General features: G+C 46.7%; 11 protein-coding genes. 8 read left to right on the top strand and 3 right to left on the bottom strand.

Annotation, left to right across the window (positions count from 1 at the left end; all coding sequences use genetic code 11):
- Positions 1-114 precede the first annotated feature (114 nt).
- The gene (gene gyrA, locus PUN32_RS04440; RefSeq protein WP_274721963.1) at positions 115-2799 is read left to right on the top strand and encodes a DNA topoisomerase (ATP-hydrolyzing) subunit A; all 2685 of its coding nucleotides are present in this window, start codon (positions 115-117) and stop codon (positions 2797-2799) included.
- Between the two features lie 167 nt (positions 2800-2966).
- On the opposite strand, the gene PUN32_RS04435 is transcribed toward gyrA, so the two are convergent.
- Entirely contained in the window at positions 2967-3866 is a 900-nt protein-coding gene (locus tag PUN32_RS04435; RefSeq protein WP_274721962.1) for a helix-turn-helix domain-containing protein, read from the bottom strand.
- A 199-nt stretch (positions 3867-4065) separates the two neighbouring features.
- On the opposite strand from PUN32_RS04435, the gene PUN32_RS04430 reads away from it, so the two are divergent.
- The 6 genes from PUN32_RS04430 (at position 4066) to PUN32_RS04405 (ending at position 9633) form a co-directional block, all read left to right on the top strand.
- Complete coding sequence (locus PUN32_RS04430) at positions 4066-5286, top strand: sugar efflux transporter (protein ID WP_274721961.1); 1221 nt, start codon at positions 4066-4068, stop codon at positions 5284-5286.
- Between the two features lie 151 nt (positions 5287-5437).
- The gene (locus PUN32_RS04425; protein ID WP_166013100.1) at positions 5438-5617 is read left to right on the top strand and encodes a hypothetical protein; all 180 of its coding nucleotides are present in this window, start codon (positions 5438-5440) and stop codon (positions 5615-5617) included.
- Between the two features lie 250 nt (positions 5618-5867).
- Complete coding sequence (locus tag PUN32_RS04420; RefSeq protein ID WP_166013099.1) at positions 5868-6464, top strand: GTP cyclohydrolase II; 597 nt, start codon at positions 5868-5870, stop codon at positions 6462-6464.
- Positions 6465-6655: 191 nt separating this feature from the next.
- The gene (locus PUN32_RS04415; RefSeq protein WP_274721960.1) at positions 6656-8194 is read left to right on the top strand and encodes a L,D-transpeptidase family protein; all 1539 of its coding nucleotides are present in this window, start codon (positions 6656-6658) and stop codon (positions 8192-8194) included.
- Between the two features lie 170 nt (positions 8195-8364).
- A complete protein-coding gene (locus PUN32_RS04410) occupies positions 8365-8913 on the top strand; it encodes a DUF882 domain-containing protein (protein WP_166013097.1) in 549 nt (182 codons plus the stop codon).
- A gap of 63 nt (positions 8914-8976) precedes the next feature.
- Entirely contained in the window at positions 8977-9633 is a 657-nt protein-coding gene (locus PUN32_RS04405) for an MBL fold metallo-hydrolase (protein ID WP_274721959.1), read from the top strand.
- 125 nt (positions 9634-9758) lie between these two features.
- On the opposite strand, the gene mdoH is transcribed toward PUN32_RS04405, so the two are convergent.
- Complete coding sequence (gene mdoH, locus PUN32_RS04400) at positions 9759-11945, bottom strand: glucans biosynthesis glucosyltransferase MdoH (RefSeq protein ID WP_274721958.1); 2187 nt, start codon at positions 11943-11945, stop codon at positions 9759-9761.
- A 19-nt stretch (positions 11946-11964) separates the two neighbouring features.
- Entirely contained in the window at positions 11965-13599 is a 1635-nt protein-coding gene (locus PUN32_RS04395; RefSeq protein ID WP_274721957.1) for a glucan biosynthesis protein G, read from the bottom strand.
- A 404-nt stretch (positions 13600-14003) separates the two neighbouring features.
- Here PUN32_RS04395 and PUN32_RS04390 point away from each other — a divergent pair, with 404 nt between their 5' ends.
- A complete protein-coding gene (locus tag PUN32_RS04390; protein ID WP_274721956.1) occupies positions 14004-15887 on the top strand; it encodes a methyl-accepting chemotaxis protein in 1884 nt (627 codons plus the stop codon).
- Positions 15888-15989 lie beyond the last annotated feature (102 nt).

The following is a 15989-nucleotide window of genomic DNA, read 5'->3' as shown; positions in this document are numbered from 1 at the left end:
TATATGTATCAAGAATATCCAGCTTTCGACTGAGTTGGCGCTCAATCTTATAGTGAGCCCCATTTGAGTAAGAATTTGGGTATACCGATCAAACTATAGAGGGATAATGGCTCTATGAGCGATCTTGCTAAAGAGATCACGCCCGTAAACATCGAAGACGAGCTACGCAGTTCGTATTTGGACTACGCGATGTCTGTCATCGTGGGTCGTGCTCTTCCTGATGTGCGTGATGGCCTTAAACCAGTACACCGTCGCGTACTGTTTGCGATGAATGTATTGGGCAATGACTGGAACAAAGCCTATAAAAAATCTGCCCGTGTGGTAGGTGACGTAATCGGTAAATATCACCCACACGGTGATAGTGCAGTTTATGACACTATCGTGCGTATGGCGCAGCCTTTCTCACTCCGTTACATGTTGGTCGATGGTCAAGGTAACTTTGGCTCGATTGACGGCGACTCTGCGGCGGCAATGCGTTATACCGAAGTGCGGATGTCGAAAATTGCACACGAACTGTTGGCCGATCTCGATAAAGAAACGGTTGACTATGTGCCGAACTATGACGGTACAGAACAGATCCCAGCGGTACTACCGACCAAGATCCCGAACCTGTTGATCAATGGTTCATCTGGCATTGCGGTTGGTATGGCGACCAACATTCCACCTCATAACTTAGGTGAAGTGATCGATGGCTGTTTGGCTTATATCGATAACGAAGCGATCACCATTGATGAGCTGATGAGCTACATTCCTGGTCCAGATTTTCCAACTGCTGCGCTGATCAGTGGCCGTAAAGGCATCATTGATGCTTACAAAACTGGTCGCGGCAAGGTTTATATGCGCTCGAAAGCTGATATCGAAGCGGATAAAAACGGCAAAGAGACCATCATTGTTAGCGAAATTCCTTATCAAGTGAACAAAGCGCGCTTGATTGAAAAAATCGCTGAGCTGGTGAAAGAGAAGAAAGTCGAAGGGATCAGTGCACTGCGCGATGAGTCTGATAAAGACGGGATGCGCATTGTGATTGAGTGTAAGCGTGATGCGGTTGGTGAAGTGGTTCTAAACAACCTCTATGCCAACACTCAGCTGCAAACTACCTTCGGGATCAACATGGTGGCACTCGATAACGGTCAGCCTAAGCTGTTTAACCTCAAAGAGATGCTGAAGTGTTTCGTCGATCACCGTCGTGAAGTGGTGACTCGTCGGACGATTTTCGAACTGCGTAAAGCACGTGAACGTGCCCATATCCTTGAAGGTTTGGCACTGGCGCTGGCCAATATCGATGAGATCATTGAGCTGATCCGTCGTGCGGCAACCCCGGCTGAAGCACGAGAAGGCTTAATCGCTCGTGGCTGGGATCTGGGTAACGTGGCAGCAATGCTTGAGCGTGCCGGCACTGATGCAGCGCGCCCTGAGTGGCTAGAGCCACAATACGGTATTCGTGATGGCCAATACTTCCTGACCGAGCAACAAGCGCAAGCGATTCTGGATTTACGTCTGCATAAGCTGACTGGCTTAGAGCACGAAAAGATCCTCGATGAGTACAAACAACTGCTCGAAGAAATTGCCGAATTGATGCATATCTTGGCTAGCACTGAGCGCTTGATGGAAGTGATCCGTGAAGAGCTAGAAGCGATCCGTGCTGGCTTTAGCGATGCGCGCCGTACCGAGATCACTGCAGCAACGCACGATATTGACATGGAAGAGCTGATCGCCCGTGAAGATGTTGTAGTGACGTTGTCACATGAAGGCTATGTGAAGTATCAATTACTCAGCGACTACGAAGCACAGCGTCGTGGTGGTAAAGGTAAGAGCGCCACCAAAATGAAAGAAGAGGACTACATTGAGCGTCTTCTGGTGGCCAATACTCACGATAACATTCTGCTGTTCTCGACGCGCGGTAAGACTTACCGTATGAAAGTTTACCAACTGCCGTTGGCGAGCCGTACTGCACGTGGTAAGCCGATCGTCAACCTGCTTCCTTTGGAAGAGAATGAACGCATTACTGCGATCTTGCCTGTCAGCGAATTTAGCCAAGATAAATTTATCTTTATGGCAACCGGTGACGGCACAGTGAAGAAAACCTCGCTAGATCAGTTCGCCAACGTACGTGCTAATGGTTTGATTGCACTCAACCTGCGTGATGAAGACTCATTGATTGGCGTCGATATCACCGACGGTGAAAGCGAAATTATGCTGTTCTCTAAATTCGGCAAAGTGGTTCGCTTTAAAGAGTCGGAAGAAACCGCAGTGGTGGATGAAAATGGTCAACCTGTCCTTGATGAAAATGGCCAGCCAGAGATCAAGTTCAAAGGGGTAAGACCGATGGGTCGTACCGCGGCAGGTGTTCGAGGCATGAAACTGGCTGAAGGCGATCAAGTGGTATCGCTCATCGTACCGAAGAGCGAGGGTGACGTATTAACCGTAACCGAAAATGGCTACGGCAAGCGTACTAGCCTGTCTGAATACCCAACCAAAGGTCGTGGTACTCAGGGTGTGGTTTCGATCAAAGTCTCTGAACGTAATGGTAGCGTCGTCGGTGCTGTGCAGGTGACTGAAGGTGATGAATTTATGATGATCACCAATGCAGGCACACTAGTACGGACTCGCGTGGCGGAAGTTAGCCAAGTCGGTCGTAATACCCAAGGCGTGACTCTGATCCGGACTTCGGAAGGGGAAAGTGTCGTAGGCCTACAGCGTATCGATGAAGTTGAAGAGTCGGAATTACCGGAAGGTGAGGAAGCTCTGCTTGATGGCGAAACACCAGTGGTAACGGATAAGAGTGGTGAAGAAGAGTAATTGGCTTAGCTATTGCTATTCATGATTGCAAACATCCAATCGTTATTAAACGTTATCGCTTACAAAGCCGGACCATCGTCCGGCTTTTTTGATCCTCAACCATTTCAAGTACTTGATGTAGCTCAGTTTTTATCTAGGGTGATTTTCTTGACCGCAGCTATTCACCGCTAGCTACTCACGGCTTGAAAACGCTGGCGAAATACTCTTGGGGTTATCGCTTTGAGGGCTTTAAATTGGCGGTTAAAGTTGGATAAATTGCCAAAACCGGTTCGCTCAGCAATTAAGGCGATTGGTACAGAGGAGCTTGCCAACAGCTCACACGCTTTGCCGATCCGAAATTGTTTCAGATGCTCAGAAAAACTCATTCCATAGTGCTTTTCAAATAAGCGATAAGCTGAACTTTCACTCAAATGTAAGTGATGGCATAAATCGGTGATTTTGATGGCTTGCGCATGGTGCTGTTCAATATATTGCTTGGCTAATTGAATTTTTTTGTGGGTATCGCTATTGCTAGTAAATGCGGTGATCAGATAAGGAGCGACTGAAAGGCGCTGTGCTTGTTGATCATCGGCCATCACCAACAGCGCTTCAATGATGCGCAAGGTTTGATAATGATGGGCTTGCTGCTCAATATTGGTCAGCAATTGGATGACTTGGTGCGTACTTTGCGGGCTGAGATGTAGCCCGTAAGCCGAATTTTGTTGCAGCCGTTGCAACGCTTGAGTGTGTGGCAACACCAGTTGCAGTTTATCCAGCCACTGTTGTTTAAACCAGATAATGGTGGAATGCAGCGTTTTGGCTTTATTTAATCGCTGGCGACCGGCAATCATATGGGGTAAGCCTGGGCCATAGAGTAGCAGAGTACTTTGCTCGATGCCGCCAATCGCATCACCAGCAAAATAGTTACCGACAAAGCGCTGATCCGGGTTTTGGTAGAGGACCAGCTCATATTCGGTGTGGTAGTGCCATGGGCAGGCAAATTCTTGATTATGATCTTGGCTATGAAATTCACGCAGCACCCAATCTTGGCTGATACCACTCATAACATTTTCAATTAACGGGCGCACGATACATTCCTTGTTTGCTCTAAATGGTTTTGGTTGATTGGCAAGTTAGGCTATTTAATGGCCTATTTCTGTCAAACTATCAATATTTTTTGCATGAATAGTATTAGAAGTGGCTCGAATAACATCAATCTCTGAGCGTAAGATTGAGTACACTAGCGCGGTAAATGATGACTGATTACTGTTCCGGAGCCCCCTACCTATGCATCGAGACAAAACTGCCTTACTGTTTATTATGTCCACCTTGGTGACTGGCTTGTGTGGGGCATTCTTTTATCCACTCTCTAGTCTATTTATTGTCGAGGCACTGGATGCTTCACCACTGCAGCTCAGCCTATATATGGTAGTGGCGGTGGTCAGTTCGGTGCTGGTATCGCAGTGGCTTGCTCGTCAATCGGATCGTGATTGGCAGCGTAAGACGATTTTATTAGTCGCGCTGAGTTGCTATTTCATTACCGTGGTCAGTTTTATCTTTATCCGCAGTTATAGTTTGGCGATTGTGATTGTGGTGCTGTTTGCTAGTGTCAGTGGTGCTTCATTTGGTCAACTGTTTGCGCTGGGCCGCGAATATGCGGATCGGCATCTGGATGACAAAACCACTTTTTTAGGTGCTATGCGGGCTGGGATTGCGATTGCTTGGGTATTTGGCCCGCCGGCAGCATTTATGCTCAAAGCTAGTTTCGGTTTTAGTGCCGCGTTTGCGGTTTCGGCACTGATTGTTGCGCTCGGAATCGTCTTGATCGCTCGGTATTTACCGGCGGGTGAGAAAACTTCGCAGCCTGCGTCCGGGCAAGAGCCGCGAGTCAAGTTAGTTCAATATTCGTTGCATAAACGCGCACTGATCACGTTGTATTGTGTAACCTTAGTGTTCACCTTCGCAGCCAATAATTTGTATATCACCAGCATGCCTCTTTATTTATCACGTGAGTTGATGGTGCCTGAGCACTGGTTAGGCTTATTGTTTGGTGTCGCGGCACTGTGTGAGATCCCGGTGATGCTGATGGCCGGTAAGCTCACTGAACGCTGGGGAACCAGTAAATTGCTGATGCTGGGTATCTCCAGTGGCATTGTTTTCTATGCCCTGATGTTAACCCATACTGGTTTTATCGCGATGATGGGAGCACAAGTACTGAATGGTTTTTTTATCGGTGTCTGTGCGACGTTAGGCATGGTGATCTTGCAGGACATGATGCAAGATCGACTGGGAACCGCTTCCACACTGTTTTCTAGCTTACTGAGTGTCAGTTCATTAGTGGCCAGTTTATCGGTGGGCGTTGTTGGTGAATATTTCAACTATTTCAGTACGTTATACGTATCTTTCTTCGGGGTCGTGATTGCTCTATTCTTGCTGGTTTTGTTTAGCCAATTACAGCACAAGGTCAGTCTCAGTCTGGCGATGCAAAGTAAAGTGTCAGTGAGGTGAGTGGTTTGACCATTTGGCGGCGGTAATCGGTAATTATTTTGCGTAGTATAATAATTGTGTGAGCATACTCCCATATCTTATGGCGTGATGAGAAATAATCATTAAAGAGCGTATCCTTTTTGAGAAATGGGTGTGGCGGTGGAGAGAAACGGTGGACAATTCGGTTGTTGCCCAGTTGAAAAAACAGTTTCACGCGCAATTAAGCGCGTGGCAAGCTCAGGCTGCCCCACAATCTAAGCCAACCTTAGCCGTTTTAACGGAAGAAGAGTTACGTCAATTAGAACAGATGTGGGTCGAGTTGTGTGTTTGGAAGCAATCACAAAACGGATAGCGATGCCATTTTTTGAGAGGCATGATTGGATCGATGTCGCTTCCATTTGACTGACTTAATTAACCCAATCGTGATGGTTGGGTTTTTTATTACTCAAAAGAATGAGTTATGCGTTAACAATTTCAGCTCAAGGTGATCTTTTCTTTGAAAAATCGGCTATCCGCCCCCATAGTTAACTCACGAGTAGAGACCCGTTATGCAATTGTTGAGAAACATGCATTTCGTTACTGAAATTCAAGTGAGTATAAATATGGCGGAAGTCAGAGCCAGAGTTGATTTTAAAGTCGGTGCCCAAAGCAATATTGACGCAGAGATCCTATCGTTTCATGGATTAGCATCGGATAAAGAGCATGTTGCGGTGATCTTTAAATCTGCCGATACAAGCCAGCAGGCTCCATTAGTTCGTCTGCATTCGGAGTGTTTGACCGGTGATGTGTTTCACTCTTCACGCTGTGATTGTGGTGAGCAGTTAGAAGAAACCATCACACGGATGGGCGAGGCGGGTGGCATCATCTTGTATCTGCGCCAAGAAGGGCGTGGCATTGGCTTATACAATAAAATTGATGCTTATCGCTTGCAAAGCCAGGGAATGAATACTTATGAAGCCAATAATCATCTTGGCTTTAGTGATGATCTGCGAGAATTTGGTGAAGCGGCGCAAATGCTCAAAGCATTAGGCGTTAATAAAATCCGCCTGGTGACAAACAATCCGAAAAAGATCCGTGAGTTGCAACAGCATGGCATTGAAATTGTTGAAGTGGTACATACGGCAGCACACATCAAAGCGGGCAACGAAAATTATTTAAAAGCCAAAGTTTCCCATGGTAATCATCAGTTAAAACTGTAATTTTCTGCACTTGGTTTGCATCAAAAACGGTATGATAAGGCCCGAAAAATCTAGGGCCTTTTCTCGTTTAGGCGTAACTTCTACTCACCACTCAAAAACCTTACTTATAATCAAAATATCTGATCCGATTGCTTAAATTTAGCGTATTCCTTTGCCATACTGATTGCATGGTTAGTCAGTTGAGTATTGAGATGAAAAGCAGAATTGTTGCGATTGGATTATTATTATTTTCTATTCCATGTTGGGCGATGCAACATTTTGTTGAACTAGGTTGGGTTGACTCGACTTCTCCTATCTATCAGCAGATGATGAATCCGCAAATCACTGAGCAGGTTTATCGGCGTCATGATGACCAACGATTGTGGCGTGATATGGCGAGTGCCAATCGTTTTGAAGATCAGTTAGAAGTGATGCGTCGTGCCGGTTTTAGTCCACTGTTTAGTCGCCAACTCGCGTTGATGCAAACCTATCGCCGGCAAGGAGAGTGGTATGAATATGATCTGTTGGCAACCGATACGCTATTACAGTATCTCAGCTATGCTGAGCAGGCGGGTACTATTGGACTGCGCTGGTTTTTTGATGGGCAGCTCGCTAACCCCCTCGCCGCGCCAAGTGAGGCGGCACTGGTTGCTCTGCATAACGCACTTAGTACTCAAACACTGGCCGATTTGATCGATCAAAATACCCCACAAGATCCTGCCTACCAGCAACTGTTACAAGCTTATCAATCACTGTTAGCGTTAGAATCGCATGCTATCCCACTTTATCAACAAGATGGCCTGAAAAGACCTGGTGATCGGTTAACTGAGCGCCAAGTGCTGTTGCAGCGCTTATCATTAGCCAGTCTAGCCAGTACGGATCAGTATGACGAAATTGACGTTTATGATGGGAATTTAGTCGCACTGGTTAAACAATTTCAAAATATGCATGGTTTAACGCCTGATGGGATTATCGGGCCACAAACGATCAAATGGCTGAATAAGTCGGTGACTGAGCGTCTTGCAATATTGGCGCTCAATGCTGAGCGGCTCCGGCTTTGGCCAACCCAACAAGATTCGTTGATTGTAGTCAATGTGCCCGGCTTTGCGATGCAATATTGGGACAGTGGCCATCAAGTGTTTACGGCAAAAGTGGTGGTAGGGCGCGTTACTCGCCCAACACCTGTGATGAATACCAAGCTAGACTCGCTGATCATTAATCCGATGTGGAATGTACCACGTAAGATTATGGTGGAAGATATCCTACCTCTGGTTAAACGTGACCATGAATACTTAGCGAAGCATCGGATAGAAATTATCCGCGGTTGGGATGATCCTGAAGTCATGGATCCTCGCTTAATCGACTGGGTCAATGTGAATCCTGAGACGTTCCCATATCGCCTGCGTCAATTGGCTGGGGGGCAAAATGCGCTTGGTGCATACAAATTTAATACCCCTAATTCACAAGCCATTTATTTGCACGATACTCCAAATAAGCATTTGTTTAATAACGCTTCACGGGCGTTCAGTTCCGGCTGTATCCGAGTTGAAAATGCGCAACAATTTGCACAAACATTGTTAGCGCAACAGGGGATAATGCTCAGTTCAATGCCAAATGGAACTCAATCGATCGCGCTGAAAAAGCGTATTCCAGTACACATTATTTATCAAACCGCTTGGTATGAGGGTGGCTCACTGCATTATCGAGATGATATTTATGGGTTTGATACCTTTGCGATCGGTAATGGGTGATGGACATCTAATTTTGACTAAAAATTGACAACTGACATTTTCCTATATTGCTCAATGAATAAGCACTTTTATCCGCGTGTTTAGTAATTACTAGCACGTTTTATGCATTTGATCTCGAAAGCAGAGTTCGGTACTTTCCTGTACCAATAAAACTAAGCGAGTAGGTAAAAGTGCAAACAACACGTCGAGATTTTTTAAAATTGAGTGCTGGAGGGTTGATTTTAGCCGCCTGTACACCAAGTATCGCCTTCGCGAGTTACGCGGCTAAGCCAAGAGAATTGGCCTTAAGCAATTTGCATACTGGTGAAAGCATCGAAACGTGCTATTTCAATGGCAAAGAGTATGTCCGTTCCGAATTGAAGCGATTGAATCACCTATGCCGTGATTTTCGCCGTGGTGAAATCCATGCCATGGATAAAGGTCTATTTGATCAATTAAGCCAAATTCAGTTTTTGCTTGGCACGCAAGCGGAAGTTCACATTGTGTCTGGTTACCGTTCCCCCGCAACCAATAAACAGTTGCGCAGTAAATCAAAAGCGGTTGCGAAAAAGAGCTACCACATGTCAGGGCAGGCAATTGATTTTCGTTTAGATGGTGTGTCATTGAAAAAAATTCGTGACGCAGCCCGCAGCTTGCAAGCTGGTGGAGTAGGGTACTACCCGAAAAGTCGATTTATTCATATTGATACTGGCCCCGTTCGGCATTGGGTTGGCGCATAACTTGTCAAAGTTTGCGGTTAGTGACATAGTGCCCGCCAGTTAAGTATCAGACGGGATAGGTTTATGTCTTTACAATATCAAGTTGTGCCAGTCACGGCGTTTGCTCAAAATTGTTCTATCGTATGGTGCGATGAAAGCATGGAAGGCGTGGTGATCGATCCCGGTGGTGATGTAAAACAACTGGTGATGTTGATTAATCAGCTTGGCGTGAAAATTACTCAACTGGTGTTGACTCATGGCCATCTTGACCACGTTGGTGGTAGTGAACCGCTCGCACAACTTTTGGGTGATACGCGCATTGTCGGCCCACATCAAGCGGATAACTTCTGGCTCCAAGGGCTTGAAGGACAAAGTAAAATGTTTGGTTTTCCACTGACGGATGCATTTGAGCCGGATCAATGGCTGAATGACGGTGATGTAGTGGTATTTGGTCAGCAACGCTTGCAAGTTATACATACCCCAGGCCATACCCCTGGCCATGTGGTACTGTTTAGTGAATCGGCACGGTTGGCGTTTGTGGGGGATGTGCTATTTAACGGCAGTATTGGGCGTACCGATTTTCCTCAAGGTGATTTCAATACTTTGATCGCTTCAATCAAAAACAAACTATGGCCGCTAGGAAATGATGTGACATTTGTACCAGGCCATGGTCCACAATCAACGTTTGGGCGTGAACGGGCCAGTAATCCGTTTGTGGCCGATGAAATGCCACTTTACTGATTTTCTCCATGCCCTCAATTCTAACAAGCGCATTACCTTGTGTTATTTGAATAAAATAGAATAACAAGTCCGACAATTATGTCGGACTTTGAGCGAGGCGTTTATCGCTGTTTATCGCTAGAGTGTTAAGCGCTGTGACGTGCCTTGGTTGACACCACGTTATCGATGGTTGGGGGCAGTTTAGCGACTTGCTGGATCAGGAGTGGATTACCGAGCACATAGCTCAATTCCACTTTGGTGAGCAAGGCCAGCAAACCTTCCTGGCTTTGAGCTTCTTGAACTTTAATCCGAGCTACCGCATCTAAAGGTTCAATGTGACTACCCGGTTGACGTGAGGGGAGTTTATCCATCATGGCAATATGTAAAGCAATCAAATGAGGATCGGCCAATACCACTGGTACACTCCATGGTTGCTGCAGATTATCGATATACTGCTCACGGCGGGTTTGAGCCACAACAACAATATCTGGTGGAGTGATCTCTTCTGGTGTGGCTAAGATGCGCCGACGTTTAAACCAAGCGCCAATGCTATGTGACGCCGTGATCCCAGAGAGAGGAACGGCAAACCACAGCCCAATCAGAGCCGGTGACATCCAAGCCAATAGGGTCCATGAATCGAGCATTGCTGCATAACCGAGACATATACCAATTAGCGTATGCCAGCGATGACGGTAGAGTAAGGCTCTAATTGGCAAGCTGCCATCATCACGCCGCTGAGGTGCCCAGCCACTGTCCCGTCCAACCAGAATCGAAATCACCGCACCGCAGTGGATAAGCATCATGATCGGTGCAACTAAAGCCGAGAGTATGATTTCAGTTACCGCGCTCAGTATGACTTTGCAACGCCCGCCTAAGGTATGGCATGTCTGGTTATCGAACAGCAGCAGCAGTAAACCAAAAATTTTGGGGCTAAACAGAATACCCATCGTGATGTAAAACAGTTGTAAGGCTCGCGCCGAGTCCATCACCGGCCAAGTTGGAAACAATGAAAACTGCTCAGTAAAATATTCAGGGCGAATATAGTGTGCTTGCAGTGCTAGCAACAAGCCAGAGAGGATCAGTAGTAACCAAAAAGGTGAAGAAAGATAGGACATGATCCCAGTGGTAAGGTGTAAGCGGCTGATCCAATGTAGACCTTTTGAACCGATAATTCGGCTATGCTGCAGGTTACCCTGACACCAACGGCGATCGCGGACTGCTAAATCGATGATGGAGGGAGGGCACTCTTCAAATGAGCCACTGAGATCAGCGGCAATTGTGACACTCCAACCAGCACGGCGGATCAATGCAGCTTCAACAAAGTCGTGGCTGAGAATATGGCCACCGAACGGCGGACGACCGGATAAATGGGGTAGTCCGGCGGCACTCATAAAGGCTTCGGTGCGAATAATCGCATTGTGTCCCCAAAAGTTTCCTTCTTTTTGTACCCACCAAGCTAAACCAGTACCGACAATGGGACCATAGATCCGCGCGGCAAATTGCTGTAGGCGTGCCATCAGGGTGGTGCCATTAATTAACGCAGGAATGGTTTGGATCAAACCCGCATCAGGGTCATGCTGCATCCGCTGTGCTAAAGAAATGATCGTGCTGGGTTGCATGACGCTGTCTGCATCTAAAACCAGTAGATGATCATAAGCGGATCCCCAACGTCGGCAGAAATCCGCAATGTTACCAGCTTTACGGGCAATGTTTTTACGTCGACGTCGATAATAAACATGAGCTTTATCGGCGCTTTGCTGACGCAGTAACCAGAACGCTTGTTCTTCGGCTAAAGCGACTTCTGGGTCGGTGGTATCGCTGAGAATAAACCAATCAAATGCGTGGCCGTGTTCAGTATTGGCTAAGGTTAAAGCCATGGTTTCTACTGCGGCAAACACTCGGTCTGGAGCTTCGTTATAAGTTGGCATTAAAATGGCGGTACGAGTGATCAGCTCTGACTCAGTGGCAGACGGATTTTTGTGACGGATTAGCACTAAAAAGCCGGCGATAGAGCTGGAGAAAGCCAGGGCAATCCAACAAAAGTTAATCGCAAATAATACTAATACTGAGTATTCAATCGGCGTTAGGCCCCCGAGCAGAAAGACACTGCGCATTTCGATGATGGCAAAAGCCGAAAGCAATAAAGCAAAGCCGACCACAAACACGCGGCGTAGTGAATTGGAGGTTACCCCATCCACTTGAGTTGCTGAGCGCGGAAAGCCACTACTGAGTCGCTTTAAGCTCTGCTCAGGCATCTCTCCGTGTTGCTCTGGAGGCATGGCTGTGCCTCCCATTAACTGAAAGGCATTGGGTTCAAGCATAGGGTTGGTCATAAAAAATCCCGCATACTGACTACAGAGTCCAACGATATAACCAAGTTTCCACTGGTCGTGTTTCTGGTACGGTTAATTCAGCACGCAGTTCGGCCAGCACGACTTCTCCAGGATCAAATTCAAACGACAGACGATACCCATTATTGGTTGGGTTATCGCGTAGTACCACATTACTGATCACACCAGCATTGCTACGCACTTTTGGCTCTGGCATCTGGGCTGGTTTGGTTCCTTGCACTTGGTAATCAATCACAAATAGGCGCTTGGGCGTCGGTTTTGCAATATCAGCTCGGCCACTTGCCGTACGGCTGACAATGATTGCCTGTGAGTTCTCTTCTGGTTGCTCACCCCAGTTGAGATGATACGAGAAGCGGTACTCACTGCCCGCGGCGAGCGGTTGCGCTGGTTTCCAGAATGCGACAATGTTGTCGTGAATTTCTGATTGGGTGGGGATCTCGGTTAAGACTACAGCGCCGGGTCCCCAGTTACCGACGGGTTCAACCCACAAGCTTGGCCGTTTTTCATAATGCGCTTCGAGATCTTGGTAGTTGGCGTAATTGCGCTCACGCTGCATTAAACCAAACCCTTGTGGAGAGTTATCCATAAAGGCACTGATTTGTAGAGTGTTCGGATTAGCCAGTGGCCGCCACAAGCGTTCACCACGACCGTTGATCATCAGTAGACCATCAGAATCATGCACCGCAGGACGGAAATCATCGGTTTGCTGGCGACCATTTGGTGAGTGCATATACATGCTGGTGGCCGGGGCTAAGCCGACTTTACTCATCTCAACCCGAGGGAAGAGCACCGCTTCGACATCCATGCGAGTATTTTGTCCTGGACGAATGGAAAAACGATAAGCTCCGGCGACGCTTGGGCTATCGAGTAGGGCATGTACTACTATCAAATTGGTATTGTAGTTGGGCTTCTCGACCCAAAAGGCACGAAAAATAGGGAACTCTTCACCCGTTGGATCGGCGGTTTTAATAGCTAAACCTCGTGCAGAAAGGCCATAGGCATTACCTTTACCCAATGCGCGGAAATAACTTGCGCCTTGGAACACAAACAGCTCATCTAAATATGCGCTATTGAGCGGGTAATGTACCCGTAATCCGCTATAACCAATATCTTCACTTGGCAGTTTTTGCTGCAGGATTTCTCCTGCGCTGAACATGTTTGGGTCATAACTTAAATGGGTGGCCTGACTATTTTCAATCAGAGCAATTTCAATCAAATCTTGAAAGAAGAAGCCGCGATGAAATAACTGCATTTGGTAAGGCAAACCATCGGCTTTCCATACTGCGCTATCCGGTTTAAAACGGATATCACGATATTGATCATAGTTGATATTCGCTAAACCTTCGGGGAGCGGGTCTTTTAAGGCGATATAGGGCTTTTTCGCTAATTGACGAGCGATTCTAACCACCGTGTCATTATCAAAGGCTCCCGTTTTAGCAAAACGAGCGACAGCTTTTATATCGCCAGTTTTGAGCGGCCTTGCTGGCTCGGAATTTACCGTTGATGTGGCGGGCGTATTGTTAATATCTGCCGCAAAACTATTATCAGACATCAACACAGAAACCCCGAATAACAGGGAGATAAGTACAACCATTTTTGGCACGTGACGTTGCACGGCATCTGAGACACGAATCATATCAAAATGAACCGATAATAAAGTGAAAGAGGAAGTGTGCTTAAGAGTTAAGTGTAATCTTGCTTACTGGGCAGTATCGCAGAAAATTACAGGTCTCATTCAGCGCGAAAGATAGCAGAAGCATAAAAAAATGCACAACCTATGTTGTTGTAATCTGGCTTGATTAGATATTTTATATTCATAAGCATATATCCTTTAGCTATATGTGTTGGTACGAAAAACTCAGATTTTAAGTAGTTATAAATATTGTTTAGCAGTAAATAAATTTTTGTCAAAATTCTTATAACAGAAATGGTTAAGTTAGAGCTGTGACTGGTTGTCAGAAAAAATGACAAACTGGATGCGTTTTAAGCATGGAGGGGGTACTATTCTCTTCCCTTCGTTCCAATATATTGTTTTTCACGATGAAACTAACACTAAAACACAAATTAATTGGTGCAAGTCTATCCGCTGTAGTGGTAATGGCGACCGCATTGACTTGGTTTTCTGCCAGTCAATTGCAACAGCAAACCAGCAATGCGGTATATACTCGCGCAGATGCTATTTCTTCAACCGCCGCCAAAGGTATTTCCGATTGGATTGCGATCCGTAAATCGATTAGCTCAGCGTTTAACGCACATATTGAAACTCCAGATATGGTGCCTTATTTGCAACAGGCGCGTGATGCTGGTGGTTTTGATGATATTTTTTACGGTTCTGCGCAAGGCGCAATGTACCGTTCACATCCAGAGCGTAATCGTGCGGATTACGATCCTCGAACCCGTCCTTGGTATAAAGATGCAGTAAGTGCCGGTAAACAGATCATCACCACCGCCTACAGTGATGCGATAACCGGTGCTTTGCTCGTCACGATTGCCGAGCCGGTGCGTTTACAAGGCAGTTTAAGTGGTGTGGTCGGTGCTGATGTGCTGATCGATCAATTGATCGCCGATGTGATCAGTATGGATGCCGGTAAAAATGCGCAAACGATGCTGATTGATGGCCAAAATGGTGTGCTATTAGCGCACCCTGATAAATCTTTGCTACTCAAACCGGTCACTCAGTTATCTTCAGCATTAGATCTGCGCAATATTGAGCGTGCGGCTCGCCAAGCTGAATTGGTTGCGGTTAATCTTAATGGGTCAGATAAGTTCTTTTTCTTCGCGCCAGTGCCAAACACGCCTTGGTATTTTGCGATTCAGATGGATAGCAACACCGAATACGCCGCACATGCTGAATTACTCACAGGCTTGATCACCACAGCCTTATTGATCACTGTGATTGTGGTAGCGATTGTCTCATGGCTGGTTAGCTTCTTATTCAGTGATTTAAATCGTGTATCGAAAGCGCTTGAAGCGATTGCTTCTGGTGATGCCGATCTCACTCAACGCTTAGAACCACGCAGTGATGATGAAGTTGGCCAACTCGCTAATAATTTCAATATCTTCGTGAGCAATATGCACACTATGGTGCTCAAGTTGAGTCAAGTTTCAATGGCTCTCTCACAACAATCTCAAGCCACAGCACAACAAGCAGAAGAGCGTAGCCGACGAATTGCTCAGCAGCAAGATGAAATCAACATGGTGGCGACCGCCATCAACGAGATGGCTGCGGCAACTCAAGAGATTGCTGGTAACGCTGAGCATACCGCGCAAAATGCGGGTGAGGCGGTGACGGCTTGTGCTCATGGTAGTGGCCAAGTTGGCCAAACTCAGCGCTCGATTCATTCGTTAGCTGAAGAAGTACAGGTAGCAACCGGCGTTATTCAAGAATTGGAAGCGCATGGGCACCAAATCAGCACTATTCTTTCAACCATTCAGAACATTGCCGAGCAGACCAACTTGTTAGCACTCAATGCGGCAATTGAAGCGGCGCGTGCGGGTGAACAAGGTCGCGGTTTTGCGGTGGTAGCGGATGAAGTGCGAGTACTGAGTCAGCGTACCCATGCCTCGACGAAAGAGATCCAACAGATGATTGAAACGCTGCAAGCCACCACAGGCAAAGCGGTTGGTATTATGGATGACAGTCGCCGCTTAGCCGATACGAGCGTAGATGATGCGAATGAGGCCTCGGTGAGCTTAGAGCAGATCCACTCGGTGGTTGAGTCCATCAATGATATGGCGACTCAAATCGCATCAGCGGCGGAAGAGCAAGCTTCGGTGACCTCTGAAATCACGCGTAATACTGTGGGTATTCGTGATGTATCGAATGATCTGGCTCAGCAAGCGCATCGTGCTGCCGAGCAGGCGGCCGAATTGTCTGATCTATCCCATGAGCTGGAACAAGAGATCCGTCGCTTCCGACTTTAATTGTCTGCGGTTTGATATGGAATTGTGGTGAAAAATAAAAAACCGGCAGTGATATGCCGGTTTTTTTACGAGCGAATTTTACGCACATTTTTTTATGCAGTT

Source organism: Vibrio chanodichtyis (genome assembly GCF_028863985.1).
In the GTDB taxonomy this organism is placed as follows: Bacteria; Pseudomonadota; Gammaproteobacteria; order Enterobacterales; family Vibrionaceae; genus Vibrio; species Vibrio chanodichtyis.
Note: the sequence above shows the minus strand (reverse complement) of the source record. Positions and strands in the feature narration are given on the sequence as shown.